The organism is Streptomyces sp. NRRL B-24484, from assembly GCF_000717715.1.
Classification (GTDB): Bacteria; Actinomycetota; Actinomycetes; order Streptomycetales; family Streptomycetaceae; genus Kitasatospora.
The window spans coordinates 60225-87058 of sequence record NZ_JOAI01000013.1; the positions used below are offsets into that span (position 1 = coordinate 60225).

The 26834-nt window shown below is 73.4% G+C and carries 27 protein-coding genes and 1 riboswitch; of the genes, 17 read left to right on the forward strand and 10 right to left on the reverse strand.

The features are described from left to right. The first annotated feature begins 185 nt into the window (after positions 1 to 185). Together IE98_RS0114225 and IE98_RS0114230 are read left to right on the forward strand one after the other, a co-directional pair. On the forward strand, positions 186 to 1979 hold the full coding sequence (locus IE98_RS0114225; RefSeq protein WP_030268808.1) for a sensor domain-containing diguanylate cyclase: 1794 nt from the start codon (positions 186 to 188) through the stop codon (positions 1977 to 1979). A 92-nt stretch (positions 1980 to 2071) separates the two neighbouring features. Beyond that, positions 2072 to 2986, forward strand: coding sequence for a hypothetical protein (locus tag IE98_RS0114230; RefSeq protein WP_159400912.1), 915 nt, complete (start codon positions 2072 to 2074; stop codon positions 2984 to 2986). Here the strand turns inward: IE98_RS0114230 and IE98_RS0114235 are convergent. From IE98_RS0114235 to IE98_RS0114250, 4 genes are all read right to left on the reverse strand, one after another. Next, entirely contained in the window at positions 2964 to 3827 is an 864-nt protein-coding gene (locus IE98_RS0114235; RefSeq protein WP_030268812.1) for a class II fructose-bisphosphate aldolase, read from the reverse strand. The genes IE98_RS0114230 and IE98_RS0114235 overlap by 23 nt on opposite strands. 65 nt (positions 3828 to 3892) lie before the next feature. Further along, the gene (gene nagA / locus IE98_RS0114240; RefSeq protein ID WP_030268814.1) at positions 3893 to 5068 is read right to left on the reverse strand and encodes an N-acetylglucosamine-6-phosphate deacetylase; all 1176 of its coding nucleotides are present in this window, start codon (positions 5066 to 5068) and stop codon (positions 3893 to 3895) included. Next, positions 5065 to 5997, reverse strand: coding sequence for an ROK family protein (locus IE98_RS0114245; RefSeq protein WP_030268816.1), 933 nt, complete (start codon positions 5995 to 5997; stop codon positions 5065 to 5067). The genes nagA and IE98_RS0114245 overlap by 4 nt, the downstream gene beginning before the upstream one ends. Positions 5998 to 6129: 132 nt before the next feature. Next, positions 6130 to 7062 carry an SIS domain-containing protein gene (locus IE98_RS0114250; protein ID WP_030268818.1) on the reverse strand — a complete coding sequence of 311 codons (933 nt, stop codon included), beginning with the start codon at positions 7060 to 7062 and terminating at the stop codon, positions 6130 to 6132. Between the two features lie 233 nt (positions 7063 to 7295). Between IE98_RS0114250 and IE98_RS0114255 the strand changes: the two genes are divergently transcribed. Beyond that, positions 7296 to 8090, forward strand: coding sequence for a DeoR/GlpR family DNA-binding transcription regulator (locus IE98_RS0114255; protein ID WP_030268819.1), 795 nt, complete (start codon positions 7296 to 7298; stop codon positions 8088 to 8090). A 154-nt stretch (positions 8091 to 8244) separates the two neighbouring features. Then, positions 8245 to 9537 (forward strand): extracellular solute-binding protein, encoded by a 1293-nt coding sequence (locus IE98_RS0114260; protein ID WP_234443537.1) that lies wholly within the window; start codon positions 8245 to 8247, stop codon positions 9535 to 9537. Positions 9538 to 9568: 31 nt separating this feature from the next. Here IE98_RS0114260 and IE98_RS0114265 read toward each other — a convergent pair whose 3' ends face one another. After that, positions 9569 to 9910 (reverse strand): cupin domain-containing protein, encoded by a 342-nt coding sequence (locus IE98_RS0114265; RefSeq protein ID WP_030268823.1) that lies wholly within the window; start codon positions 9908 to 9910, stop codon positions 9569 to 9571. Positions 9911 to 10003: 93 nt separating this feature from the next. Here IE98_RS0114265 and IE98_RS0114270 point away from each other — a divergent pair, with 93 nt between their 5' ends. Both IE98_RS0114270 and otsB read left to right on the forward strand, forming a co-directional pair. Continuing rightward, positions 10004 to 10231, forward strand: coding sequence for a DUF3263 domain-containing protein (locus IE98_RS0114270; RefSeq protein ID WP_030268825.1), 228 nt, complete (start codon positions 10004 to 10006; stop codon positions 10229 to 10231). 37 nt (positions 10232 to 10268) lie between these two features. Then, the gene (gene otsB, locus IE98_RS0114275) at positions 10269 to 11120 is read left to right on the forward strand and encodes a trehalose-phosphatase (protein ID WP_030268827.1); all 852 of its coding nucleotides are present in this window, start codon (positions 10269 to 10271) and stop codon (positions 11118 to 11120) included. Between the two features lie 18 nt (positions 11121 to 11138). Here the strand turns inward: otsB and IE98_RS0114280 are convergent, their stop codons facing one another. Then, entirely contained in the window at positions 11139 to 12608 is a 1470-nt protein-coding gene (locus IE98_RS0114280) for an alpha,alpha-trehalose-phosphate synthase (UDP-forming) (RefSeq protein WP_030268829.1), read from the reverse strand. Between the two features lie 60 nt (positions 12609 to 12668). After that, on the reverse strand, positions 12669 to 13673 hold the full coding sequence (locus IE98_RS0114285; protein ID WP_043174146.1) for a glucosyl-3-phosphoglycerate synthase: 1005 nt from the start codon (positions 13671 to 13673) through the stop codon (positions 12669 to 12671). 137 nt (positions 13674 to 13810) lie between these two features. Further along, a riboswitch (SAM riboswitch) is annotated at positions 13811 to 13944 on the forward strand. 17 nt (positions 13945 to 13961) lie between these two features. On the opposite strand from IE98_RS0114285, the gene thrC reads away from it, so the two are divergent. The 7 genes from thrC to IE98_RS0114320 all read left to right on the forward strand — a co-directional run bounded on the left by thrC (position 13962) and on the right by IE98_RS0114320 (position 19734). Then, the gene (gene thrC, locus IE98_RS0114290) at positions 13962 to 15239 is read left to right on the forward strand and encodes a threonine synthase (RefSeq protein WP_030268832.1); all 1278 of its coding nucleotides are present in this window, start codon (positions 13962 to 13964) and stop codon (positions 15237 to 15239) included. 32 nt (positions 15240 to 15271) lie between these two features. Beyond that, on the forward strand, positions 15272 to 15550 hold the full coding sequence (locus IE98_RS0114295; RefSeq protein WP_030268835.1) for a MoaD/ThiS family protein: 279 nt from the start codon (positions 15272 to 15274) through the stop codon (positions 15548 to 15550). 620 nt (positions 15551 to 16170) lie between these two features. After that, complete coding sequence (locus IE98_RS0114300; protein ID WP_030235075.1) at positions 16171 to 16377, forward strand: cold-shock protein; 207 nt, start codon at positions 16171 to 16173, stop codon at positions 16375 to 16377. 321 nt (positions 16378 to 16698) lie between these two features. Further along, a complete protein-coding gene (gene groL, locus IE98_RS0114305) occupies positions 16699 to 18321 on the forward strand; it encodes a chaperonin GroEL (protein ID WP_030268836.1) in 1623 nt (540 codons plus the stop codon). A gap of 189 nt (positions 18322 to 18510) precedes the next feature. Further along, complete coding sequence (locus tag IE98_RS0114310; protein ID WP_420706184.1) at positions 18511 to 19092, forward strand: Uma2 family endonuclease; 582 nt, start codon at positions 18511 to 18513, stop codon at positions 19090 to 19092. A gap of 19 nt (positions 19093 to 19111) precedes the next feature. Continuing rightward, positions 19112 to 19468: a hypothetical protein gene (locus IE98_RS0114315; RefSeq protein ID WP_030268839.1), complete on the forward strand. Its 357-nt coding sequence runs from the start codon at positions 19112 to 19114 to the stop codon at positions 19466 to 19468. Next, on the forward strand, positions 19465 to 19734 hold the full coding sequence (locus IE98_RS0114320) for a DUF4031 domain-containing protein (protein ID WP_030268841.1): 270 nt from the start codon (positions 19465 to 19467) through the stop codon (positions 19732 to 19734). The genes IE98_RS0114315 and IE98_RS0114320 overlap by 4 nt, the downstream gene beginning before the upstream one ends. On the opposite strand, the gene IE98_RS0114325 is transcribed toward IE98_RS0114320, so the two are convergent. Further along, positions 19715 to 20344, reverse strand: a complete 630-nt coding sequence (locus IE98_RS0114325) for a hypothetical protein (protein ID WP_030268843.1) — start codon at positions 20342 to 20344, stop codon at positions 19715 to 19717. The two genes, IE98_RS0114320 and IE98_RS0114325, sit on opposite strands and share 20 nt — an antisense overlap. Before the next feature lie 91 nt (positions 20345 to 20435). Between IE98_RS0114325 and IE98_RS0114330 the strand changes: the two genes are divergently transcribed. Genes IE98_RS0114330 through IE98_RS0114340 form a run of 3 tightly spaced genes read left to right on the forward strand, consistent with a single transcriptional unit; the run spans position 20436 to position 22456 of the window. After that, positions 20436 to 20780: a PadR family transcriptional regulator gene (locus IE98_RS0114330; RefSeq protein WP_420706185.1), complete on the forward strand. Its 345-nt coding sequence runs from the start codon at positions 20436 to 20438 to the stop codon at positions 20778 to 20780. Beyond that, the gene (locus tag IE98_RS0114335) at positions 20777 to 21715 is read left to right on the forward strand and encodes a hypothetical protein (protein WP_030268847.1); all 939 of its coding nucleotides are present in this window, start codon (positions 20777 to 20779) and stop codon (positions 21713 to 21715) included. Before IE98_RS0114330 ends, IE98_RS0114335 begins: the two co-directional genes overlap by 4 nt. Before the next feature lie 54 nt (positions 21716 to 21769). After that, positions 21770 to 22456 (forward strand): copper homeostasis protein CutC, encoded by a 687-nt coding sequence (locus IE98_RS0114340; protein ID WP_030268848.1) that lies wholly within the window; start codon positions 21770 to 21772, stop codon positions 22454 to 22456. Between the two features lie 81 nt (positions 22457 to 22537). Here IE98_RS0114340 and IE98_RS0114345 read toward each other — a convergent pair whose 3' ends face one another. Then, the gene (locus IE98_RS0114345) at positions 22538 to 24604 is read right to left on the reverse strand and encodes a HelD family protein (RefSeq protein ID WP_030268850.1); all 2067 of its coding nucleotides are present in this window, start codon (positions 24602 to 24604) and stop codon (positions 22538 to 22540) included. A 341-nt stretch (positions 24605 to 24945) separates the two neighbouring features. Between IE98_RS0114345 and IE98_RS49060 the strand changes: the two genes are divergently transcribed. Beyond that, positions 24946 to 25113, forward strand: a complete 168-nt coding sequence (locus IE98_RS49060; protein WP_159400913.1) for a hypothetical protein — start codon at positions 24946 to 24948, stop codon at positions 25111 to 25113. A gap of 70 nt (positions 25114 to 25183) precedes the next feature. Here the strand turns inward: IE98_RS49060 and IE98_RS0114355 are convergent, their stop codons facing one another. Next, positions 25184 to 26818 carry a DNA repair helicase XPB gene (locus IE98_RS0114355; RefSeq protein WP_030268852.1) on the reverse strand — a complete coding sequence of 545 codons (1635 nt, stop codon included), beginning with the start codon at positions 26816 to 26818 and terminating at the stop codon, positions 25184 to 25186. Positions 26819 to 26834 lie beyond the last annotated feature (16 nt).

The window sequence follows — 26834 nt, forward strand, 5'->3', positions numbered from 1 at the left end:
ACGTTTCGTGGTGGTTCGGGGAGGCCCGGAGCCGCCGGGGCACGGGCAAGTAGTGTGATTTGAGTCACAAGTGACGGCCTATTGCTGACCGAGCGTGCCTATCGCTGTGCTCGCTGTGATTCAGTTCTTCTGGCAATCGGACGATAACCACCACCGCCAATCCGAAGCAGCCGGGGAGCCCCCGCATGGAAGCCGAGTCGGAGCCCTACGTCCGCCTCGCGACCCTCCGCACCTTGCACCGGGTCGTGGCGGACCTCAACGCTGCCCGCAGCCTGGCCGGCACCCTGCAGGCCGTGGTGGAGGGCGCCGTGCACGGGCTCGGGTTCGACGCGGCCGCGGTGAGCCTCGTCCGGCCCGACGGCGACCTGGTGGTGGCGGCGGTCTGGGAGGCCGAGGAGAGCGGGGTGGGCGGCCCGGCGGTGCTGCTCGGCCAGGTCGGCTCCCGGGAGTCCTGGGACCGCATGCTCAGCGTCAGCGACCACTGGGGCACGCTGCGCTTCCTGCCGTACGACCGGGGCTGGGCCATCGGCACCGACGTGCCGACCTGGACGGGCGACGGCGCCCTGCCGATCTACGCCAACGACTGGCACCCCCGCGACTTCCTGTTCGCGCCGATGTACAGCGCCGGCGGCGACCTGCTCGGGGTGCTCTCGGTCGACCGGCCGCGCAGCGGCAAGCGGCCCGGCGCCTGGACCCGCGAGGCCCTGGAGATGTTCTCCCTGCAGGCCTCCATCGCGATCGGCAACGCCCGGCTGCGCGCCGAGATGCAGCGGGCGCTCGCCCGCCTGGAGAAGGAGCAGCAGGCGCTGCGGGCCAGCGAGGAGAGCTTCCGCCAGGCCTTCGAGTACGCGCCCAGCGGGATGGCCATCACCGAACTGCACGGCGCCGCCCGCGGCCAGCTCACCCGGGTCAACGACGCGCTGTGCCGGCTGCTCGGCCGGCCCCGGGCGACGCTGCGCCGGCAGAGCTTCGCCGACCTCGTCCACCCGGAGGACCTCGCCCTGCTGCAGCGCACCAGCGCCGAGGGCGGCCGGGCCGAGCTCCGGCTCTCCCGCCGGGACGGCGGCTACCAGTGGGTCTGCCTGCGCAATTCGGTGGTGGCGGACGCCGGCGAGGGCCCGAGCTTCCTGCTCACCCACGTCGAGGACATCGAGGACCGCAAGCGCCACGAGCTGCAGCTGGCGCACCGGGCCAGCCACGACGCGCTGACCGGCCTGCCGAACGGCGCCGAGCTGCGCACCCGCCTCGGCCGCCGGCTGTGCAGCCTGCCGCCCTCCGCGGCCGCCGAGCACGGCCCGGCCTTCGCCCACCCGGAGTTCTCCTACAGCGCGCACACCGCCTTCGACGGCCCGGGCGGGCCGACCGCGCTGGCGCACGGCTACGGCTCCGACCCGGCCTTCGACCGGGACCTGGAGGCCTTCGCCGCGGGCGAGGTGCTGAGCCGCTTCGACCACGACCCGGCCCACGTGCACACCGTGGTGCCCACCGAACAGCCGGACGGCCCGGAGCCCTGGAGCGGGGGGCACGGGGCGCACCGCGCGCCGGGCGCACCGGACAAGGGCCTGGCGGTGCTCTTCTGCGACCTGGACGGCTTCAAGTCGGTCAACGACCGGTTCGGCCACAACGCGGGCGACGCGGTGCTGATCGAGGTGGCCCGCCGGCTGCAGCAGGCCGTCCGCGAGGGGGACACCGTCGCCCGGCTCGGCGGCGACGAGTTCGTGGTGCTCGCCGACGGCATCGGCCGCGAGGAGGCCAAGGACCTCGCCGGCCGGCTGCGGAACGCCATCGTCCCGCCGATGCGGATCGACAACCGGGCGATGCGGGTCGGAGTCAGCCTCGGCATCGGCTGGGCCGGCTGCGGCATGTCGATCGAAGAGGTGCTGCACGCCGCCGACGAGCGGATGTACGACGAGAAGCGGGCGCGTGGAGGTTCGGTGAGGGGAGCGCGGGGGGAGCGTTCCCACCGTCGCGCCGGTTAGCCGGTCCGTTGATCGGCTTTCCCCGCGGTCGGCCCCTGCAGGTAGGGTGCCGCTGGTACGAGCGTCCATCATCTGCCCGGGGAGTGAGCACCGTGACCACGGACGGCAGCAACGGCGCGCCCGAGGGCGCGGGCGAAGACGACCCCTTCGCCTACCTCTACCGCCCGGCCGACGGCTCCGCCGCGCCCGCGCAGCCGCGCAGCTCGTACAGCCGCCCGATGGAGGTCGGCCGCGCGCAGTACGGCCAGCAGGCGGCCGCGCGGCCCCAGCAGCCCTACCCGCCGCAGCCCTCCTACGGCCAGGCCTCGCAGACCACGCCGCTGCCGCCGCAGCAGAGCCGGTACGCCGAGCGCTCCCGCCCGCAGCCGGGCGAGGAGCGTCAGGGCTCGGGCCGTGGCAAGGGTGCGGTGGTCGGTGCGGTGGCCGTGATCGCGGCCGTGGCGATCGGGGTGGGCATCGCGCTCTCCACCGGCGACCCCGGCAAGAAGGACAAGGCCGCGCCGAACCCGACGGGGGCCTCCGCGCAGGCCTCGACCGGCGCCCCGGCCTCGCCCAGCGCGTCGGCGAGCCCGACGCCGGACGGCAAGCCGGTCGCCGACGCCTCCAAGCTGCAGGCGCAGAACGCTCCGGCGGCGAGCAGCGTGAAGGGTGCGATCTCCGCCGACGGCAGCTACCTGACGCTGCAGGGCGGGTCGACGGTGACCTGGACGGTGACCGCCCAGCAGGCCGGCCAGGCCAAGTTCTGGCTGCACTTCAACAACACCGGCTCGGACACGCCCGCGCAGGTCACCGTCAACGGCAAGGACCACCCCGGCGGAGTGACCTTCAAGAACTACTCCAAGGGCAATTCGGACGCGAACCGCGCCTGGTACAGCACGAACATATGGCCGCAGCTGGTGGCCGGGACGAACACCCTGACGGTGACCCTCCCGGCCGGCAGCGGCAGCATCCTGCTCGACCAGGTCGCGCTGACCGACATGTCGGTCAGCAACTACCCGAACGGCTGACGACGGCGGCGAGGCGGGCGACGGCGGCGGAGGCCGCCGCGCGCCCGTCCGCGAGGTAGCGGCGCGGGTCGGTGACCCGCCCGTCCGCGGCGAGGTGCTCGCGGACGGCCCGGGTGAAGGCGACGTTGAGCGCCGTCCCGATGTTGATCTTCACCAGGCCGGCGGCGATGCCCGCGGACAGCTCCCCGTCCGGCACCCCGGAGCTGCCGTGCAGCACCAGCGGCACCGGGACGGCCGTGGCCAGGCGGCCGATCAGCGCGTGGTCCAGGGCGGCGGTCCGGGTGGTCATCGCGTGCGAGCTGCCGACCGCGACGGCCAGCGCGTCCACCCCGGTGTCCTCGACGTAGCGGGCGGCCTCCGCCGGGTCCGTCCGGGCGCCCGGCTCGTGCGGGGAGAGCGGCGGCTCGCCCTCCTTGCCGCCGACCCGGCCGAGCTCGGCCTCCAGGTGCAGACCGTGCCGGTGCGCCCAGGAGACGGCCTGCGCGGTCGACTTCACGTTGTCGTCGTGCGGCAGCCGGGAGGCGTCGTACATCGCGGAGGAGAAGCCGGCCGCCGGCGCGGCGTGCAGCAGGTCGAGGTCCTCGACGTGGTCGAGGTGGAGCGAGAGCGGCACCTTCGCGGCGGCGGCGATCTCGGCGCAGGCGCGGGCGAGCGGCAGCACCCGGCCGCCGTGGTGGCGGACGGCGTTCTGACTGATCTGCAGCACCGCGGCGGTGCCGGCCAGTTCGGCGCCGGTGGCGACCGCCTCGGCGTGCTCCAGGGTGATCACGTTGAAGGCGGGCAGACCGCGGCGGTCGGCCGCTGCCCGGGCGAGCAGGTCGGCGGTGGCGGCGATGGGCATGGGTGTCCCCCAGGGGGTGAGTGACGGGACGCAGTGCCGCCACTCACCCCCGGTGGGACGGGGGATCAGACCGAGGAGACGGTCCTGGCGAGGCGGTCCGCGCCGGTGATCCACTCGCCGCGGCGCATCACCGCGACGAGGTCGTACGTGAGGGAGTCGAGGACGACGAGGTCGGCGTACTTGCCCGTCTCCAGCGACCCGACCGAGTCCGACAGGCCGAGCAGCCGGGCCGGAACGGCGGACAGGGACTCGACGGCCTGGTTCAGGCTCAGGCCGTTGACGGTGACGGAGCGCCGGAACGCCACGTCGAGGGTGAGGGTGGAGCCGGCGATGGAGCCGCCCTCGACCAGCCGTGCGACGCCGTTCTCCACCCGGACCTCCAGCGGACCGAGCGGGTAGAGGCCGTCGCCCATGCCGGCCGCACCCATCGCGTCGGTGATCAGCGCGACCCGGCCGGAGCCGGCGGTGCCGTAGGCGAGGTCCAGCACCGAGGGGTGCAGGTGGACGCCGTCGTTGATCAGCTCGACGGTGACCCGCTCGTCCTCCAGCAGGGCGACGATCGGGCCGGGGGCGCGGTGTCCGATGGCGGGCATCGCGTTGAAGAGGTGGGTGGCGACGGTCGCGCCCGCCTCGATGGCCTCCAGGGTCTTCGCGTAGTCGGAGTCGGTGTGGCCGACCGCGGCGATCACGCCGAGGTCCGCCAGCATCCGCACGGAGTCCAGGCCGCCGGGCAGTTCCGGAGCCAGGGTGACCATGCGGGCGGTGCCGCGGGCGGCGTCCACCACCTTGCGGACGACCGCCGGGTCCGGGTCGCGCAGCAGCGCCGGGTCGTGCGCGCCGCAGCGGCCCGGCGAGATGAACGGGCCCTCGAAGTGCACGCCGGCCAGCACACCGTCCTCGACCAGTTCGGAGAGGACGGCCGCCTGCCGGCAGACCTCGTCGATCTCGCCGGTCACGGTGGAGGCGACCGTCGTGGTGGTGCCGTGCGTCCGGTGGGTGTGCGCCGCGACGAGCGCCTGCTCGGCGTCCCCGGCGGCGTACGAGGCGCCGCCGCCGCCGTGCACGTGCAGGTCGACGAAGCCGGGGACGACCGTGAACCCGGTGAGGTCGACGTCGGCGAGGTCCGGCTCGCCGCCGAGGGCCGCGATGCGCGGGCCCTCGACGGTGATCCGGCCGTTCTCGACGACGCCGCCGGGGAGGACGAGTCGGGCGCCGGCCAGGGCAATGCGGTCCGCGGTCACGCGGTCACCTCCGTGGAGAGCAGGTCCCAGGCGAGCAGACCCGCTCCCAGGGAAGCGGCGGTGTCTCTGAGTTCGGCCGGGACGACCACGGGGGGCATCTGGAAGGTCAGCCGCTCGGAGACCGCCGTACGCAGCGGTGTGAAGAGCGTGTCGCCGGCCTCGGCGAGCCCGCCGCCGACGATCACCGTGGACGGGTCGAGCAGGCTCTGCGCCAGCACGATGCCGTCCGCGAGGGCGTCCACGGCCGTCCGCCAGACCTCCGCCGCCCGCGGGTCGCCGGCCTCGACGGCGGCCGCGCAGGCCGCCGCGTCCGCGTCCGGGTCGCCGCAGGCCGCGGCCCAGGCCCGGGAGACCGCCGAGGCCGAGGCCAGGGTCTCCAGGCAGCCGCGGGCGCCGCAGCCGCAGGCCGGCCCGCCGGGGCGGACCACCACGTGGCCGATCTCGCCGCCGTAGCCGTGCGCGCCCGCCTCGATCCGGCCGTCGATGCCGATGGCGCCGGCGATGCCGGTGCCCAGCGCGACGAACAGGAAGCGGCCCACGCCGCGGCCGGCGCCGATCCGCCCCTCGGCCAGCCCGCCGGTGCGGACGTCGTGGCCGAGGGCGACCGGCAGGCCGCCGAGGCGCTCGCCGAGGAGCTTGCGCAGCGGCAGGTCGCGCCAGCCGAGGTTGGCGGAGAAGACCGCGATCCCGTTCTTCTCGTCGATCGTCCCCGGCACCGCGACTCCGGCGGCGACGGGAGCGCTCCCGAGTCGGGTGCGGCCCTCGTCCGCCAGTTCGGCGGCGAAGTCGAGGATGGCGGCGACGACGGCGTCCGTGCCGTGCTCCCGCCCGGTCGGCCTCCGTGCTTCCAACAGCACGGAGCCGTCCTGGGCGAGCAGCGCGGCTTTCATGCCGGTGCCGCCCACATCGAGTGCGATGACGTGCTTCACGGGGGACAGTCTCCCTTGAGCCGGTCCGAGAGGTCTAGTCCAGTTGCGTGATTGGTCTGGTCCATGACGGTGACGTTTGTCGCCATTGCGCCGCAGCTGTGAGGTTTGCTCCTTCCCGGCTCCTCTCCCTTCTCATGCCCCGTCCGGGGCCAGTACCACCGACCGGGTCAGGTTCCTGGGCCGGTCCGGGTCCAGACCGCGGGCCGCGGCGACCGCCAGGGCGAGGCGCTGCGCCCGGACGAGGTCGGCCATCGGGTCGATGCCGTCCGGCCCCGAGCCGGCCACCAGCAGCGCGCCGGTGGCGCCGACCTGGGCGGCCAGGCCCTCCGGCGGCGCACCGAGGACGACCACCGCGCGGCCGGGTGCCGCGATGCTGATCGGCCCGTGCCGGTACTCCATCGCCGGGTAGGCCTCCGTCCAGGAGAGCGAGGCCTCGCGCATCTTGAGCGCTGCCTCCCGGGCCAGGCCGGCCGTCCAGCCGGTGCCGAGGAAGGAGAACTGCTCGCAGTCGACCAGCCCCGGCGGCAGCGCGCCCTCGACCGCGGCGCGGGCGTCCTCGGCCGCGCGGGCCACCGTGCGGACCCCGGCGGGCAGCGCGCCCTCGGTCTCCAGGTGGGCCCGGAGCAGCGCCAGGGCGGTGGTCGCGAACCGGGTCTGCACCACGGAGCGCTCGTCCGCGAAGCCGAGGTCGACGACCGACCCGGCGAGCGCGGTGACGGGCTGCGAGGTGTCCGCGGTGAGCGCGGTGGTCGGTGCCTTCGCCTGCCGGAGCAGGTCCAGCACCTCGGTGGTGGTGCCGGAGCGGGTGATCGCCAGCACCCGGTCGTAGCCGCGGCCGTGCGGGAACTCGGAGGCGGCGAAGGCGTCCGTCTCGCCGTGCCTGCCGGTCTCCCGCAGTGCGGCGTAGGCCTGGGCCATGAACCAGGACGTGCCGCAGCCGACCACGGCCACCCGCTCCCCGCGCTGCGGCAGGGCGGCGGACGACTCGGCGGCCAGCGCCGCGGCCGTGCGCCAGTCGGCGGGCTGGGTGGCCAGCTCCTCGGCGGTGAGGGATGGCTGGGGCATGGAGCGGCTCCTCGGGCAGGTGCGCCGGATCGGACAGGAACAGCAGGAACAGCAAGAACTGCGTGAAGATGATTGATTTATAGCCCTTTCGCGCAGCAATGCGCAACGGTGCGCGCCGCGGGGCGTCGGAAACCGGCCGCCGACCGGGCGCGGGGCACCACCGGTGTGCAAAGCTGTGCAGGCTTCGCGCAGGTGCGCGCAGCGGTCGGACGTGGTCGGGAGGGCGGCGCGGGGTGTCCAGGTACGAGCGGTGGAACGCACTGCTGGAGCTGCTGGCCGAACACGGACGGCTGGAGGTCGAGGAGGCCGCCGAGGCCCTGCAGGTCTCCGCCGCGACCATCCGCCGCGACCTCGACCAGCTGGCCCGCCAGCAGATGGTCACCCGCACCCGCGGCGGCGCCGTGGCCCACCACGTCTCCTACGACCTGCCGCTGCGCTACAAGACCGCCCGGCACGCCGACGCCAAGCAGCGGATCGGCGCCGCGGTCGCCGGCCTGGTCGCCCCCGGCGAGGTGGTCGGCCTCAACGGCGGCACCACCACCACCGAGGTCGCCCGGGCGCTCGCCGTCCGGCCCGAGCTCACCGAGTCCCCCGAGGGCGCCGCCGGCCAGGGCCTCACCGTGGTCACCAACGCGCTCAACATCGCCAACGAGCTGACCGTCCGGCCGCAGGTGAAGATCGTGGTCACCGGCGGTGTGGCCCGGCCGCAGTCCTACGAGCTGATCGGCCCGCTGGCCGGCCTGATGCTCGCCGAACTCGCCCTGGACGTCACGGTGCTGGGCGTCGACGCGATCGACGTCGAGCACGGTGCGACCGCCCACCACGAGGGCGAGGCCGGGGTGAACCGGCTGCTCGCCGAGCGCGCCCGCCGGGTCGTCGTCGCCGCGGACTCCTCCAAGCTCGGCCGCCGCGCCTTCGCCCGGATCTGCGGCCTGGACGGGATCGACGTCCTGGTCACCGACTCCGCCGCCGACCAGGAGCTGACGCGGGCCTTCACGGAGGCCGGCGTCCAGGTGGTCACCGTCTGAACGCGCGGTCGGACTGTCCGGATTCGCCCGGTTCCGATTGCAGCCGGTGCAACGACATCTGACACTTCGATAACTACCGCGCGAACAGGTCTGGACCACATGTGGGGGTGCTTGGGAGGGTGGCGCAGCTTCCCCTTCCGAAGGCGGTCCCCGCGTGAACACCCTCACCCGCACGAACCCGCTCCGCGCCTGTCGCGTCCTGGCGCCCGCACTCGTCCTGGTCCTCGCCACCGGGTGCGGCGCCTTCGGCTCCGGCGACGGCGGCGGCGACGTCACGCTCCGCCTGGTCGCCGCCGACTACGGAGACAGCGAGGCCAACAGCTCGTCGCACTTCTGGGGCGACCTGATCGGCCGCTTCGAGGAGGCCAACCCCGGCATCAAGGTCGAACTCGACCTGCAGAGCTGGAACGACATCGACAAGCGGGTCGCGAACCTGCTCGCCTCCGGCCGCACCCCCGACCTCGTGCAGACCGGCGGCTTCGCCGACCAGGTCGCCGCCGACCGGCTCTACCCGGCCACCGAGGTCCTCTCCATCGACACCCAGGCCGGCATGATCGACGCGTTCTCCCGCGCCGGCCAGGTGCTCGGCAGCCAGTACGGCATCCCGTTCGTCGCCTCGACCCGGGTCTTCTTCTACAACAAGGCCGTCTTCGCCAAGGCCGGCATCACCGCCCCGCCCACCACCTGGGACGAGCTCCGCCACGACGCCGAGCTGATCAAGGCCAAGGTGCCCGGCGTCACCCCCTACGCGCTGCCCCTCGGACCCGAGGAGGCCCAGGCCGAATCCATGATCTGGGCCATGGGCGGCGGCGGAGGCCTCGCCGACAACGCCGGCAACTACACCTTCGACTCCCCGCAGAACCGGGCCACCTTCGCCTGGCTGCGCACCAACCTGGTGGACAAGCACCTCACCTACGCGGACCCGTCCACGACCGACCGCAAGACCGCCTTCAACGACTTCGCCGCAGGCAAGGTCGCGATGCTCAACGGCCACCCCGGGCTGGTCGCCAAGGCCACCGCCGCGAAGATCGACTACGGCACGGCGGCCGTCCCGCGCAAGGACGCCACGGTCAAGCCGGCCACCTTCGGCGTCGCCGACTGGATGATGGCCTTCAAGGCCAACGGCCACCGCACCGAGATCAAGAAGTTCCTCGGGTTCCTCTACCGCACCGACAACCAGCTCGCCTTCGACGAGCGGTACAACCTGCTGCCGGTCACCCAGGAGACCCGCACAGAGATGACCGGCAGCGGCCGCCACCGCGACCTCGCCGAGTTCCTCAACGCCCTGCCGACCGCCAACTTCTACCCCTACGGCGACCCGTCCTGGGACAAGGTCAGCGGCCTGGTCAAGCAGCGGATCGGCGCCGCGGTGAAGCGCGACGGCAACGACGCGCTCGCCGCCCTGCAGGCCGCCGCGGCCACCGAGGCGGGCCGCACCCGGCACTGAGCGCGGACCGCGGCCCCGGCCCGGAGCCGGCTCAGGGCAGGGTGATCGCGTACGCCTTGCGGAGCGTCTCGTGCACCGTCCAGGTGGTGCGGTCGCCCGCGCGCAGGACGGCCGCGTCGCCGGGGCCCACCTCCAGGACGGGGCCGCCCTCGACCTCGATGGTGGCCCGGCCGCTCACCACCACGAACAGCTCGTCCGCCTCGGTGTCGGTCACGGTGCCCGGGGTGATCTGCCACAGGCCGCGCAGCTGCCGGCCGTCCGGCGAGGACCACAGCACCCTCCCGGTCACCTCCGGCGTGCCGGCGACGATCTGGTCGGGGTCGAGCGGCTCGGGTTCGAGCTCGGCGTCGGGAACGTGCAGTGCGAAGGTCATGGACCGACGCTAGCCGGGCCCGACCCCGGGCCGGGCGGGCAGAGTGTGTCGCACCGGGCGGGCAGAATGACACCTCGTAAGAGGAGGTGGACGATGGCCGCCCTGACCGAGCGGGACCGCGCGGTGCTCGCCCTGGAGGCCCGGCCCTGGCGCACGGCCGGCGCCAAGGAACGGGCGATCCGCGCCGAGCTCGACATCTCCGCGACCCGGTACTACCAGCTGCTCAACGCCCTGCTGGACAACCCCGAGGCACTGGCCGCCGACCCGGTGCTGGTCAACCGGCTGCGCCGGATCCGGGAACGGCGGCGCGCCGAACGCTGACGGTGTCCGGCGCCCGGACCTGGGTAGCGTCCCCGACATGGGCATTCCTGAGCACTTCACTCCGAGCACCGCCGCCGGGCGGGACGGCCTCGCGGCGCTGCTGGCCGCACCCGGCGAGGCCGTGGTGGCCCTCGACTTCGACGGCACCCTGGCACCGATCGTCGCCGACCCGACCGCGGCCCGCGCCCACCCCCGGGCCGCCGCCGTGCTCTCCGCACTGGCACCCCGGGTCGGCGCCGTCGCCGTGGTCACCGGCCGGCCCGCCGCCGACGCGGTCGCCCACGGCGGCTTCGAGGGCGTCGCCGGGCTGGAACACCTCACCGTCCTCGGGCAGTACGGCGCCGAGCGCTGGGACGCGCACACCGGACGGCTCACCGCCCCCGAACCCCCGGCCGGCGTCGCCGCAGCCCGCGCCGCCCTGCCCGCCCTGCTGGCCCGCGAGGGCGCCCCCGAGGGCACCTGGACGGAGGACAAGGGCCGCGCGCTCGCCGTGCACACCCGCCGCACCGCCGAGCCGCAGCCCGCGATGGACCGGCTGCGGGCCCCGCTGGCGGCGTTCGCGGCCGAGCACGGGCTGGTCGTCGAGCCCGGCCGCTTCGTCCTGGAGCTGCGCCCGCCCGGCGTCGACAAGGGCGGCGCCCTGGAGGCCTTCCTCGCCGAGCGCTCCGCCCGCACGGTGCTCTACGCCGGCGACGACCTCGGCGACCTCGCCGCCTACGCCGCCGTCGAGAAGCGCCGCGGCGAGGGCCTGCCCGGCCTGCTGGTGTGCAGCGGGCCGACCACCGGCGAGGTGCCGGTGCGCGAGCTGGCCGACCGGGCCGACCTGGTCGTCCCGGGCCCGGCCGGCCTGGTGGACCTGCTCGCGGCCCTCGCCACGGAACTGGGCTGAACCCCTGAGGGGCGCCCCTCAGCCGAGGGCGTCGAGCTGGTCGAGGAACCACTGCTGCGGGGGCAGCGCGGTGGCCGCGGCGGCGAGCCGCTTGGTGCGGTCGGTGCGCTCCTCCGCGGGCATGGTCAGCCCCCGGTGGAGCGCCTCCGCGGTGGCGATCACGTCGTACGGGTTGACGGTGATCGAGTCCTCGGCGAGCTCGGCGAAGGCACCGGCCTCCCGGGAGAGCACCAGGGCGCAGCCCGCGTCGGAGACCACCGGGACCTCCTTGGCGACCAGGTTCATGCCGTCCCGGATCGGGTTGACCAGCGCCACGTCGGCCAGCCGGTAGGCCGCCAGCGACCGCGGGAAGTCGTCGTTGACGTGCAGGATCAGCGGCTGCCAGTCGGGCGTCGCGAACTCGTCGTTGATCTCGCGCGCGATCCGCTGCACCGCCGCGGTGTACTCGCGGTACTCGGGCAGGTCGTGCCGGGACGGGTAGGCGAAGGCGATGTGCACGACCCGGTCCTGCCACTCGGGCCGGCTGCGCAGCAGGTGCCGGAAGGCGAGCAGGCCGCGCACGATGTTCTTGCTGAGCTCGGTGCGGTCGACCCGGACGACCGTCTTCCGGTCGCCCACCGCCTCCCGCAGGGCGGCCAGCCGGGCGTCCACGTCCGGCCGGTGCGCGCGCTCGCGCAGGAAGTCGGCGTCGGCGCCGAGCCCGTGCACGCCCAGCTGCGTGGTGCGCCCGGCGTGGGTGACGGTGCGGGCCGCGCGGTCCACCTCGGCGCCGAGCACGGCCTCGCAGCAGTCGGCGAAGGCGAGCGCCCAGCGCTCGGTGAGGAAGCCGGCCCGGTCGGCGCCCAGGATGCCGGAGAGCACCTCGGCGGCGACGTCGTCGGGCAGCAGCCGGTAGTACTCGGGCGGGGCCCACGGGGTGTGCGAGAAGTGCCCGATCCGCAGGTCCGGGCGGAGCGCGCGGAGCATCGCCGGGGCGAGCGACAGGTGGTAGTCCTGCACCAGCACGGCGGCGCCCGGCGCGGCCTCGGCGGCCAGGGCCTCGGCGAAGGCGGTGTTGTACGCGGTGTAGGACTCCCACTCGCGCCGGAACCGGTCGTCGAAGACCGGGGAGACCGGGGTGTCGTACAGCAGGTGGTGGACGAACCACAGGGTGGAGTTGGCGATGCCGTTGTAGGCGCGGGCGAAGGTGCCGGGCTCGATGTCCAGCATCCGGACGGCCTGTCCGCCGACGTCGTGGCCGGCCAGGTCGAGCCGGCCGTCCGGAGCCTGCCGCGCGGCCTGCCGGTCGGCGTCGCCGAGCGCGGCGCAGACCCAGACCGCCGAGGGGTCGTCGATCGCGGAGAGCCCGGACACCAGGCCGCCGCCGCCTCTCTTCAGGGTGAGCGCGCCGTCGTCCCCGCTGCTGAAGGACACCGGGCCGCGGTTCGAGGCCACCAGGACGGGGGCGGCGCCGGACTGCTGCGTACGTTCGAACGCGAGATCGGCCATATCCCCTAGCTTGCCGCGGGACCGGTCCGGCAAACCATTCGGCGGCCCCGCGGGCCCCGCTCAGCGCCCGGCGTACTCCGGCACCGTGCGCATCGGCGGTCGCTCCAGGGCGGTCACCTCGTGGGTGTGCGCGGTGAAGCCCCGGGTGCCCGGGTCGCGGCTGAACTGGGTGAGCAGCGGGTGCACCAGGTCCTCGCCGGCCTTCAGCCGGTGGGTGCGGTCCAGCCGCTCCAGCGCCGTCCGGTAGATCGTGGCGGCCATCCGCCCGAGGGCCTGCCCGTCCTGGTGGCGGTGGTGCCGGACTCCGACGTCGACCTGGGCCAGCGCGTCCAGCCCGACCTCCTCCAGGGCGTCCACCAGCAGACCGAGCTCCACCCCGTAGCCGGTCGGGAAGGGCAGCCGCTCCAGCAGCGTGCGGCGGGCCGCGTACTCGCCGCCGAGCGGCTGGACGAAGCCGGACAGCTGCGGCCAGTGCAGGTTGATCAGCGGCCGGGCGACGAGTTCGGTGACCCGCCCGCCGCCGGCCGGCACCACCGCGCCCTCGGTCTCCAGCGGCCGGTCGTACATCGCCTTGACCAGCTGGAGCGCGGGGTCGGAGAGCAGCGGTCCGACGATCCCGGTGACGAAGGCCGGGTCGAACTCGCGCAGGTCGGCGTCGACGAAGCAGACGATCGCCCCGGAGGTCGCCAGCAGCGACCGCCAGAGCACCTCGCCCTTGCCGGGGGCGGCCGGCAGCCGGGGCAGGATGTCGTCCCGGTGGACCACCCGGGCGCCCGCCGACCGGGCGGTCTCGGCCGTCCGGTCGACCGAGCCGGAGTCCACCACCACCAGCTCGTCCACCAGCGGATGACGCTCCATCAACTCGCTGCGGAGGGTGGCGACGATGTCCCCGACGGTGGGTTCCTCGTCGAGGGCGGGCAGCACCACGCTGACCGTTCCGGCGCTCCCCGCCGCCCGTTTGGCGGCGAGCAGCCGCTCCACCGGGTAGTCGGCCGCCGCCCAGGAGCGGCGACGCAGCCAGGACGCGACCTCGGGGAGGACGTCGGGACGGGGCTGCTCGGTCACGGTCTCGCTCCTCGTAACTTCCATCTCGCGGATCGGACGCCGCCTTTCGGCGCCCGGGCCTTCGGATACAGTCTTCGTACTGCGGTCGAGCCTTGGCACGCCGGGGTCGCCGCAGCGAACAACACACAACTTCACAGAGCTCATCCAGAGGGACTGAGGGAACGGCCCGTCGACGTCCCGGCAACCTTCTCGCAGCGGTGGTCGCAGGCCCCCCGCGAGACAGGTGCCAATTCCGGCCTGTGGCGCAACCGCGCCGCGGGGAAGATGAGGAGAGAGGCCTCCGCCAGCATGGCTACCGCTACCCCTGCACCCGCTGCCACCGTCGACCTCGGTCCGGCCGCAGCCCTTTCCTGTCGCGAGTGCGGCACCCGCTTCCCGCTCGGCCCGAGCTTCGCGTGCCTGGAGTGCTTCGGCCCGCTGGAGATCGCATACGACTACAGCGGCTACGACGCGGACGAGCTCCGCAAGCGCATCGAGGCCGGCCCGGCCAGCATCTGGCGCTACGCCCCGCTGCTGCCGGTGCCCGCCGACGTGGCCGGCAAGCCCAACCTCAACCCGGGCTGGACCCCGCTGGTCAAGGCCGACAACCTGGGCCGCGAGCTCGGCTTCACCGCCCAGCTGCACGTCAAGGACGACTCGGGCAACCCGACGCACTCCTTCAAGGACCGCGTGGTGGCCTGTGCGATCGAGGCCGCCCGCGCCTTCGACTTCACCACGCTCTCCTGCTCCTCCACCGGCAACCTGGCCGGCGCGGTCGGCGCGGCCGCCGCCCGGGCCGGATTCAAGTCCTGCGTGTTCATCCCGCACGACCTGGAGCAGGGCAAGATCGTCATGGCCGGTGTGTACGGCGGAGCCCTGGTCGGCATCGACGGCAACTACGACGACGTGAACCGCTTCTGCTCCGAGCTGATCGGCGACCCGGCCGGCGAGGGCTGGGGCTTCGTCAACGTCAACCTCCGCCCGTACTACGGCGAGGGCTCCAAGACGCTGGCCTACGAGATCTGCGAGCAGCTCGGCTGGCGGCTGCCGGAGCAGATCGTGATCCCGATCGCCTCCGGCTCCCAGCTCACCAAGATCGACAAGGGGCTGCAGGAGCTGATCAAGCTGGGCCTGGTCGAGGACCGCCCGTACAAGGTCTTCGGCGCCCAGGCCGAGGGCTGCTCCCCGGTCTCGGCCGCCTTCAAGGCCGGCCACGACGTGATCCGCCCGGTCAAGCCGAAGACGATCGCCAAGTCGCTGGCGATCGGCAACCCGGCCGACGGCCCGTACGTGCTCGACATCGCCCGCCGCACCGGCGGCGCGGTCGAGGACGTCACCGACGCCGAGGTGGTGGCCGCCATCAAGCTGCTGGCGCGCACCGAGGGCATCTTCGCGGAGACCGCGGGCGGCGTGACCGTCGGCGTCCTCAAGAAGCTCGTCGAGACCGGGCAGCTGGACCCGTCGAAGGAGACGGTCGCCATCAACACCGGCGACGGCCTGAAGACCCTCGACGCGGTCGCCGACGCCGGACTGACCGCCACCATCCGCCCGACGCTGGAGTCCTTCCGCGCCGCCGGCCTCGTCTGAGCAGCCCACCCCTTCCGCCAAGGAGCAACCCCATGAGCGCCACCGTCCGCATCCCGACCATCCTGCGCCCCTACACCGGCGGTGCGGCCGAGGTCACCGCCGAGGGCGACACCCTGGCCGCCGTCGTCGCGGACCTGGAGCAGAACCACGCCGGCATCTCCGCGCGCATCCTGGACGACGCCGGCAAGCTCCGCCGGTTCGTGAACGTCTACGTGAACGACGACGACGTGCGCTTCGCCGAGGGCCTGGAGACGGCGATCAAGGACGGCGCCACGGTGTCGATCATCCCGGCGGTGGCCGGCGGCTGCTGAGGCCGACCCAGTGCCCGCGGAGAGCCGCCGTCGGGACCGGAACGCGATTTTCCGGTCCCGGCGGCGGCTCTCGCCGTGCCGGGTGCAATTCGACCGCCTGACGGGGAGTAGAGTTCGGTCCGGTGGCAGTACTCCCCTCCGCGCCGCCCGCCCTGATCAGCGCTAATACCCGGAATTACCCGCCCCGGCCGGACCGGTCGGATCGTGTGCGCAGGGCCCGGGCGCCGGTCGCGGCCAGGTCCGCCCGCTGAGACGGGCGTTGGACGGCTCGCGGGCGAACCTGTCAGGCAAGTGTCAGAATTCATACGGCAATATGTCGTTTTCTGCCCGTTATGTCCGGCATGAAATGCCGAGATCCTCCGCTTTCATCCCGTCATATCCCTTGTCGAGGCCGCCGATTTCCCCGAAGTTGGGCCTGTTGCACAGGGCTCCTGTCCGGATACATTCAGCCGCGGTCGACGCATTCACCCGTCCGCCGGGCCCGTTGGAGGGCCCCGGACGGTGGTCTGCGGCGTGCACGGCCGCGCCCAGGGGGGGTTCCCTCGGGCCGGCCCACCGGACCTGGGTCCGCAAAGACTGCGGACCCGTGAATGGCCAGCACAGCACAAGGGGAGTTCGGAATGGCTCAGGGCACCGTCAAGTGGTTCAACGCGGAGAAGGGCTACGGCTTCATCGCGGTCGACGGTGGTGCGGACGTGTTCGTCCACTACAGCGCGATCCAGATGGACGGCTACCGCACCCTCGAAGAGGGCCAGCGGGTCGAGTTCGAGATCTCCCAGGGGCAGAAGGGGCCGCAGGCGGACATGGTTCGTGCCGCCGCGGGCTGACCTTCGAAACCTGCGGAGCCCTCGGCTCGTCCCGAGCTGGTCGGCGATTTCCTTCGCGACAGGCCCGTACGACACGTCGTACGGGCCTGTGTCGTGTCCGGAAGTCGTCGGACCGTACCGACGGGACACGGCGAACGGGCTTGCACTCGCCACCGGCGAGTGCTAATCATTGGCGTTAGCACTCACAGCATGAGAGTGACAAGCGGACCGGGTCGGTGAGGCCCCGGCGAGCGGTAGGGGAAAGGACCCCCGCTCACAGGGCCGTCCGTCGCGGGCACCTCTGGTCCGAGCAGTCGACCGTGTCCCGGAGGACCACTTCAGATGGCCAAGATCATCGCTTTTGATGAGGAAGCTCGCCGCGGCCTTGAGCGCGGCATGAACCAGCTTGCCGACGCCGTCAAGGTCACGCTCGGCCCCAAGGGCCGCAACGTCGTCCTTGAGAAGAAGTGGGGCGCCCCCACGATCACCAACGACGGTGTCTCCATCGCCAAGGAGATCGAGCTCGAGGACCCGTACGAGAAGATCGGCGCGGAGCTCGTCAAGGAGGTCGCCAAGAAGACCGACGACGTCGCGGGTGACGGCACCACCACCGCCACCGTGCTCGCCCAGGCGCTCGTCCGCGAGGGTCTGCGCAACGTCGCCGCCGGCGCCAACCCGATGGCCCTGAAGCGCGGCATCGAGAAGGCCGTCACGGCCGTCTCCGACCAGCTGCTCGCCCAGGCCAAGGACGTGGAGACCAAGGAGCAGATCGCCTCCACCGCCTCCATCTCGGCCGCCGACACCCAGATCGGCGAGCTCATCGCCGAGGCGATGGACAAGGTCGGCAAGGAAGGCGTCATCACCGTCGAGGAGAGCAACACCTTCGGCCTGGAGCTCGAGCTCACCGAGGGCATGCGCTTCGACAAGGGCTACATCTCCGCGTACTTCGCCACCGACCTGGAGCGCATGGAGACCAGCTTCGAGGACCCGTACATCCTCATCGCCAACTCCAAGATCTCCTCGGTCAAGGACCTCCTCCCGCTGCTGGAGAAGGTCATGCAGAGCGGCAAGCCGCTCGTCATCATCGCCGAGGACGTCGAGGGCGAGGCCCTGTCGACCCTGGTCGTGAACAAGATCCGCGGCACCTTCAAGTCCGTCGCCGTCAAGGCCCCGGGCTTCGGCGACCGCCGCAAGGCCATGCTCGGCGACATCGCCATCCTCACCGGCGGCACGGTCATCTCCGAGGAGGTCGGCCTCAAGCTGGAGAACGCGGGCCTCGACCTGCTGGGCACCGCCCGCAAGGTGGTCATCACCAAGGACGAGACCACCATCGTCGACGGTGGCGGCGACAGCGAGCAGGTCGCCGGTCGCGTGAACCAGATCCGCGCCGAGATCGAGAACAGCGACTCGGACTACGACCGCGAGAAGCTCCAGGAGCGCCTCGCCAAGCTGGCCGGCGGCGTGGCCGTCATCAAGGCCGGCGCGGCCACCGAGGTGGAGCTCAAGGAGCGCAAGCACCGCATCGAGGACGCCGTCCGCAACGCGAAGGCCGCCGTCGAGGAGGGCATCGTCGCCGGTGGTGGCGTCGCGCTGCTGCAGGCCGCCGTCGCCTTCGACAAGCTGGAGCTGGAGGGCGACGAGGCCACCGGTGCCAACATCGTCCGCGTGGCGCTCGAGGCCCCGATCAAGCAGATCGCGACCAACGCCGGCCTCGAGGGCGGCGTCGTGGTGGAGAAGGTGCGCAACCTCCCCGCCGGCCACGGCCTGAACGCCGCCAGCAACGAGTACGTCGACCTCATCGCCGCGGGCATCATCGACCCGGCCAAGGTCACCCGCTCCGCGCTGCAGAACGCCGCCTCCATCGCGGCGCTCTTCCTCACCACCGAGGCCGTCATCGCCGACAAGCCGGAGAAGGCCTCCGCGGCCGCCGGCGGCGGCATGCCGGGCGGTGACATGGACTTCTGATCCTCCCGAGGATCGGCAGGCCCGGAACGCTCCGCGAGGGCGGTCTCCCCACACGGGGAGACCGCCCTCGCGGCATTCCCCCCGCCATTCATCCCTTCGTGGGACGCTGGGCCCATGACCGGATGGGGCACCTCGGACGATCCGTACAGTGACGACCACGGGCGTCGAACGGGAGACAGGAGGTCGGCGGTGACTGCGATGTCGGTCGAGCCGGGGCGTCAGTGGGACTACCTGCTGAACACCTGGTTGGAGCTGGACGTCCCCGAGGGCTGGCGCGCGGAGATCGACGAGGGGGAGATCCGCTTGGTGCCGCCGCCCAACGTGGGCCACAACGTGATTGCCGGAAGGGTGCACCGGGCGCTGCTCGCGTGCCTGCCGCCGGAGGTCGGGGTCTACCAGACCCTGGGGACGGAGATCGTTCCGCTGGAGAAGCTGTACGTGCCCGACCTGGTGGTGGTCGATGATGCGCGCCTGGTGGCGCAGGAGGCGTCGATCGACGCGGCCGGCCTGCTGATGGCGGTGGAGATCACCTCGAAGCGCACCGCCCGGCTCGACCGCACGAAGAAGCTCTGGGCGTACGGCCACGCCCCCGTCCCGCTCTTCCTGCTGGTCGACCGGTTCGACGAGGAGGGGCCCACGGTCACCCTGTTCTCCGAGCCGGACCAGGGGCGGTACCAGCGGGGTGTCCGCACGCCGTTCGGGCAGCCCGTCGAGCTGCCCGAGCCGTTCGCGATCGAGCTGAGCACCGAAGGGTTCCCGGCAGGCAAGTGACCTGCGGGAGAATGGGCGGATGGCCAGTCCTGAGATCGAAGCCGCCCTGCACGGCGCCCGTGCGCTGATCCTCGCCGACCTGACCGCCCGGGACGTGGCGGACGCGGCGGTGGTGTCCCTGGTCGAAGACGCGGTCACGCACCGCCGGTGGTGGCTGGAGCAGTGGCCGGACGGCACGGAGTTCGTCCTCGGGCTGGTCGCCCAGGACGTCCAGGACGCCCTGCTGGAGGCCTACGGGCGCTGGCCGCTGTGCGCGGACTGCGCCGCCGAGGACGACCCGCACGCGCTGAGTGTGGAGCCGGAGCTCGGCCCCGACCCGCACTGGGTCTGCGGCAAGCGCGGCGCGGTGGTGGCCCCGGTCGGGGAGCTGTCGTGATCCTGGTGGACCCCCCGACCTGGCCCGGCCACGGCAGGTACTGGTCGCACCTGGTCAGCGACGTCAGCCTCGACGAACTGCACGACTTCGCCGCGCGCCTCGGCGTGCCCGCGCGCGGCTTCGAGCGCGACCACTACGACATCCCGGCCGACTGGTACGAGCGGGCCGTCGCCCTCGGCGCCGAGCCGGTCGGCAGCAAGGAGCTGGTCGCCCGGCTCACCGCCGCCGGCCTGCGCCGCCGCAAGGTCAGCTCTCCAGGCTCCTGAGCTCCGCCGCGAGGTTGGCCCGGGCGGCGGTGTCGAACCGGGCCAGCGCCTCCGGCGTGCGGTAGAGCGCGGGCAGCTCCAGCAGCTGCCGCAGGATCGCCGCCCGCCCGGCCCGGAAGGCCTCCTCGGGGACGAAGGCGTACTCCTCGCGCACCGCCGCCGTGTAGGCCGCGTACCGCTCCGGGCCGGAGCCGAGGACCGCGAGGTCGGCGTCGCAGAGCACCTCGCCGTTCCGGTCGCCCGGCTCGCATCCGTGACCCGCCGTCAGCCGCACCAGCCGGGCCGTCTCGGCGACCAGTTCCTCGGCCAGCCCGGCCTCGCGCAGTGCCCGGACGGCCAGTTGGGCGCTGCGCTCCTCGTTCTCCGAGCGGTCCGGGCGGTAGACCGCGTCGTGGAACCAGGCGGCCAGCCGCACCGCGTCGGCGTCCTGCGCCCGCTCGGCCAGCGCGTCCACGTGGCCGAGGACGGCGGCCAGGTGCTCCACCGTGTGGTACCTGCGCTGCGGCTCGGACCAGCGGGCCAGCAGGTCCCGCCCGTACGGCTCCGGGTCCACCGCCGCCCCGCAGCGGCGCAGCAGTTCGTTCCAACGGTCGAGCAGCGCATCGGTCATGACACCCATTCTGCTCCGGACCGGATTCGACGGTTCGCCGGACACCATATGTCGATGACCGGTATATGTAGTTGACATGACGGAACGAAGCATGCAGGAGCCCACGCTGCTCCTGCTCACCGCGCTGGCGGACGCGCCCCGGCACGGCTACGCCCTGATCCAGGAGATCGACGCCATTTCCGGCGGCCGGGTCCGGATGTGCACCGGCACCCTCTACGGCGCCCTCGACCGGCTGCTGCAGCAAGGGCTGATCGAGGTCGACCGCGAGGAGGTGGTCGACGGCCGGGCCCGCCGCAGCTACGCGCTCACCGGCGCCGGCCGGCAGGTGCTGGCCACCGAGGCCGCACGGCTGCGCGCCGTGGCGGCCGAGGCGGAGCGCCGGATGGCCGCCGCCGCTCCGAAGCCGAACCCGAGGGTCAGGGGGGCCTTCGCATGACGACACGTCCGTTCACCGCCGCGATGCGGCTGTATCCCGCCGCCTACCGCACCGAGCGCGGCCCCGAACTCGCCGCCGTCTACGCGGACACCACGGCCGGCGCCGGACGCCTCGCCGCCGCCCGCGAACTGGCCGGCATCGCCGGGTACGGACTGCGGCTGCGGACCGGGCTCACCTCGGCCGCCCCCGGCGGGCGTTTACTGGCCACCGCCGCGCCGCTGGTCCTCGCGGCGGGGATCGGGACGGCCGTGCCCGACTTCCTGATGCTGGTGCTGGAGAACAGGTGGGGGGCGCCCGTGCCCGGCGACGACAGGTGGCTCTTCCTGCTCGTCGCCGTCGGCCAACTCGCGGCCGCCGCCGCGGGCCTCGCCGGCCGGTGGGCCGCCGCCCGGCTCCTGGCGCTGCCGGTGCTCCTCGGCGTCGCCGGGCTGGCGTACCTGCGGATCGGTCACGTGATGAGCCCGACCTACCCCCGGTTCGACGCCGCCTCGGTCGTGTGGCTGGGGGCGACCCTGCTGCCGCCGCTGATCTGGTCCACCCTGGTGCTGGCCGCGCCGCCCGACCTGCTGCCCCGGCCGTCCGTCCGCCGCACGCTCGGTGCGGCGGCTCTCGCCGCCGCCTCGCTGGAGCTGTACTCCGAGTTCAGCCCGCTCCTGCACGGCGGTTCGGAGGCGTTCCTGCTGCCGCCGCTGTTCTCCGCGGCGCTCATCGCGCTCGGGCTGGCGACCGCCTCCCGCGGCCGCGTCCTGCCGGTCGCCGTCGTCCTGGCGCTGGTGCCCGCGATGGCCGGCGGGACCCTCGGGCGGCTGTACGTGGTGTTCGGCAATCTGCGCTCGTCGGAGCTGGTGCTCGCCGCTGCCGCGGGCCTAGCCGCGTCCGTCGCCCTGCTGGTCCGCCGCGACCGTTCCGCGGAGCTGCCGCCGGCCGTCGGCTGAGCGAACGGGGGAGGGGGCTCGCCCGGCGGGCCCACCATGTGGCAGGGTACGCATATGTCTAGACCAATTGTCGAAGTCATCGCGCTGACCGCCCAGGACGCCCGGGCCGCCGAGTCCGGCGGCGCAGACCGGCTCGAGCTGGTCACCGACATGGCCGCGGACGGGCTCACGCCGTCGGTGGCCGACTTCGCCGGGATCCGGGCGGCGGTCTCCCTGCCGCTGCGCGTGATGCTGCGCATCCGCGACGGCTTCACCCCCGGTGACCTGGACGACCTGCTCGCCCGGACGTCCGCGCTGCGCGCCGAGGGGGCCGAGGAGTTCGTCTTCGGCTTCCTCGACGCGCGGGGCGAGATCGACCTGGCCGCCACCGCGGCCGTCGCCGAGGCCGTGGCCGGCTGCCCGTGGACCTTCCACCGCGCACTCGACCACAGCGCCGACCGGGCCGGCGTCCGCGCCGCGGTCTCCGCACTGCCGGGCCTGGACACCTTCCTCACCTCGGGCGCCCCGGCCGGTGTCGACGCCGGCCAGGGCGTCCTGGAGGGCGAGCTCGCCAAGGACGGCGAGCCCGGCTACACCCAGCGGATCCTGGTCGGCGGCGGCCTGCGGGCCGACCACGTGCCCGGGCTCAAGGCCGCCGGCTTCGACGCCTTCCACATCGGCGGGGCTGCCCGGGTGGACGGCTGGACGACCCCGGTCGACCCGGCCAAGGTGGCCGCCTGGCGCGCCCTCGCCGACGCCTGACGCCTGACGCCTGACGCCAGACGACAGGCGCCAGGCGCCTGATGCCGGACACCCGGCACCGGGCGTCCGGCGCCCGCGCGGTCAGCCCAGCCGGTCCGGCAGCGGCGCCGAGTGCAGCACCTGCAGCCCGGAGACCGCCCGGGTGAGTGCCACGTACAGCCGGCGCAGCCCCGTCCGCTCGTCGGGCTCGCCCGCCACCACCTCGGCGGGCTCGTCGAGCACCACGTAGTCGTACTCCAGACCCTTGGCCAGCGAGGCCGGCACCAGGGTCAGCCGGGCCTCCGCGGTCGTCTCCACACCCGGCTCGACGAACGGCAGGCCGGCCTCGGCCAGTGCCTCGGCGAACAGCGGGATCCGGGCGTCCGCGGCGATCAGACCGGTCGAGCCCTCGTGGCCGAGCGCGGCCCGGCAGGCCGCCACCACCTCCGCCACCTGGTCACCGGTCACCCGGCGGACCGTCAGCGACCCGGGCGCCTCGCGGACCGAGGTCGCCGGCGCCAGCCCCGGCGCGATCGCGGGCAGCAGCCGCGAGGCGTACGCGATGACCTCCTCCGGCACCCGGAAGCCCTGGGTGAGCTCCTCGACGTGCGCGTCCGACTTGCCGAGGTGGCGCAGCGCCTCCGGCCAGTCGGCGGTCGCCCACGGGGTGGTGCCCTGGGCGAGGTCGCCGAGGACGGTCGCCGAACCGGTCGAGCAGCGCCGGCCCACCGCGCGGTACTGCATCGGCGAGAGGTCCTGCGCCTCGTCGAGCACCACGTGGCCGAGCGAGGGGGTGCGCTGCACCAGGTCGGTCGCCTCGTCCACGAGCACCGCGTCGGCCGCCGACCAGCGGGTGGTCTTCGGCGAACGGGCGGGCTTCTCCCAGAGGATCGTCCGCTGCTCCTCCTCGGTGAGCAGGCCGTCCGCGCAGCGGGCGAGGAAGCCGGCGTCCGAGAGCAGCCGGTGCACCAGCTTCAGCGGGTCGGCCGGCGGCCAGCAGGCCTTCACCACGGCCTTGACCGCGGTGTTGCGGGCCACCGCGTCCTGCACCCGGTCGTCCGGCGCCTCCCCGGACTGCTCCATCTTCACCAGGACGGCGTGCGCGATCCGCTGCGGCAGCGCCTCGGCGGCGGCGCCGTAGCGGATCTCCCGACCCTGCAGCTCCTCGATGATCCCGGTGAGTTCGTACGCCGGCACGCGCCAGCGCCGGGCGCCGCGGACGACCACGCACGGCTCGGTCGGCAGGGTGATGCCCGAGCGGACCGCCCGCCTCAGCACCTCCGCCATCCGCGCGTCGCCCTTCACCAGGGCCGCCCCCGCGGAGTCCTCGCCGCGCACCTCCACGTGCCCGACCAGCTGCTGCACGGTCGCCTGGGCGACGTCCAGCTCGCCGAGCGCGGGCAGCACCTGCTCGATGTACTGCAGGAAGGAACTGTTCGGGCCGATCACCAGGGTGCCGGTACGCGCGAGGCGCTCCCGGTGCGCGTACAGCAGGTAGGCGACGCGGTGCAGGCCGACGGCGGTCTTCCCGGTGCCCGGGGCGCCCTGCACGCAGACCGTGCCCGACACGTCGGCGCGGACGATCTCGTCCTGCTCCGGCTGGATGGTGGCGACGATGTCGCGCATCGGGCCGACGCGCGGCTTCTCGATCTCCGCCGCGAGCAGGGCCGAGCGGGTCTCGTCCTCGGCCGGGTCGGTCAGGTGCTCGTCCTCGTACGCCGTCAGTTCGCCCGCCGTGTAGCCGAACCGGCGGCGCCGCTCGACGTCCATCGGGTCCTTGCGGCTGGCCCGGTAGAACGGCTGCGAGACCGGCGCCCGCCAGTCGATCACCATCGGGTCGCCGTCGGCGTCGTGCACGTGCCGGCGCCCGATGTAGAACCGCTCGCCGGTGCCGCCCTCCGCGAGCTCCTCGCTGATCGCGTGCAGGTAGTCCAGGCGGCCGAAGAACAGCGGGGTGTGCGCGAGGTCGGCCAGTGCGGCGATCCGTTGCTGGATCTGGTTGTGCAGGACGGCGGCCGACACCCAGGTGCCGGTCACGTCGCGGAGGTCCAGCGACTCGACGTCCTCGCGCATCGCACGCAGGGCGGCGCGCGAGGAGGCGAGGTGGTCGCGCTCGCGCTGCAGCGGATCGGTGCCGGCGGCAGCGGCGTCGGTGGTGGGGGAGTGCACGGCGAACCTTCCCGGCTGCCCCGCCCGCGCACGCAGGCGCGGGGGCAGCGGACTCGTGGTGGTAGCTCACGGCAGAAGGGCACCGGCCGGTTGCCGACCGGCCGGACCTCCCCCGGCTGCCGCACGACGGGGCACCACGGTTCGGGAGGGGCAGACCGGCGATCATAGACCGCTCCCGGCGGCCGCACCAATCATTTCGCACACTTCCGGCCCGGTGCCGGTCTCAGGGTCGCCACCGCCGATCCTCGGGGTCGCCCTACACCTGGAGGACGACGTCCGGGACCCGCGGAGACGGACTTCGGACCGATGCGCCCGAATGGCCGAAAACCTACGGTGGAAGCATGAGGAACAGAACACAGCCCACAGCCGACCGCCGCTCCGCCGACCGCCCCGACCAGGACGACCACCGCCACCGCGGCCCGGTGGCGAAGGCCGTCCGCAACGTCGGCATCATGCTCGACACCGCCGCCCGGGTGGTCTTCCTCGGCCGCGACGGCGTCTCCTACTGACCCCGGGCCCGACCCCGGACCGTACCCGGAAACCGGCCCGGAGCCCGGCCGCAGGCCGAGCCGCCGCGCCTCAGATGTCGTCCGCGTCGACGATCCGGTACGCGTAGCCCTGCTCGGCCAGGAAGCGCTGCCGGTGCGCCGCGAAGTCCTGGTCCACGGTGTCCCGGGCGACGACCGAGTAGAAGTGCGCCATGTGCCCGTCCGCCTTGGGCCGCAGCACCCGGCCGAGCCGCTGCGCCTCCTCCTGGCGGGAGCCGAACGTCCCCGACACCTGGATGGCCACGGTGGCCTCCGGCAGGTCGATCGAGAAGTTCGCCACCTTGGAGACCACCAGCACGGAGATCTCCTTGTTCCGGAACGCGTCGAACAGCTTCTCGCGCTGCGCGTTGGTCGTCTCGCCCTTGATCACCGGGGCGTCGAGCGCCTCGCCCAGCTCGTCCAGCTGGTCGATGTACTGCCCGATGATCAGCGTCTGGTCCTTCTCGTGCTTGCGGACCAGCGACTCCACCACCCGCCGCTTGGTCGCCGTGGTGGAGCAGAACCGGTACCGCTCCTCCGGCTCGGCCGTCGCGTACGCGAGCCGCTCCGAGTCGGAGAGCGTCACCCGCACCTCGACGCAGTCCGCGGGTGCGATGTAGCCCTGCGCCTCGATCTCCTTCCACGGCGCGTCGAAGCGCTTGGGACCGATCAGCGAGAAGACGTCGCCCTCCCGGCCGTCCTCGCGGACCAGCGTCGCCGTCAGCCCCAGCCGGCGGCGGGCCTGCAGGTCGGCGGTGAACTTGAAGACCGGGGCCGGCAGCAGGTGCACCTCGTCGTACACCACCAGGCCCCAGTTGCGGGCGTCGAACAGCTCCAGGTGCGGGTAGACGCCCTTCCGCCGGGTGGTCATCACCTGGTACGTGGCGATGGTGACCGGCCGGATCTCCTTGCGGGTGCCGCTGTACTCGCCGATCTCGTCCTCGGTGAGCGAGGTGCGCTTCACCAGCTCGTGCTTCCACTGCCGGGCCGAGACGGTGTTGGTGACCAGGATCAGCGTGGTCGACTTGGCCTCCGCCATCGCCGCCGCGCCGACCAGCGTCTTGCCCGCGCCGCACGGCAGCACCACCACGCCGCTGCCGCCGTGCCAGAAGCCCTCGACCGCCTGCTTCTGGTACGGGCGCAGCTGCCAGCCGTCCTCCTCCAGCTCGATCGGGTGGGCCTCGCCGTCGACGTACCCGGCGTGGTCCTCGGCGGGCCAGCCGAGCTTCAGCAGCACCTGCTTGATCTGGCCGCGCTCCGAGGGGTGCACGACCACGGTGTCCGGGTCGAGCCGGGCGCCGACCAGCGGCGCGATCTTCTTGGAGCGGAGCACCTCCTCCAGCACCGGCCGGTCGGTGGTGGAGAGGACGAGGCCGTGCACCGGGTGCTTCTGCAGCTGCAGCCGCCCGTAGCGGGCCATGGTGTCGGCGATGTCCACCAGCAGGGCGTGCGGCACCGGGTAGCGGGAGTGGCTGACCAGCGCGTCCACCACCTGCTCGGCGTCGTGGCCGGCGGCCCGGGCGTTCCACAGGCCGAGCGGGGTCACCCGGTAGGTGTGCACGTGCTCCGGGGCGCGCTCCAGCTCGGCGAACGGGGCGATCACGCGCCGGCAGTCGGCCGCCCTCGGGTGGTCGATCTCCAGCAGAAGCGTCTTGTCGCTCTGGACGATGAGCGGTCCGTCGTTCACGCGGGCAACCCTCCGT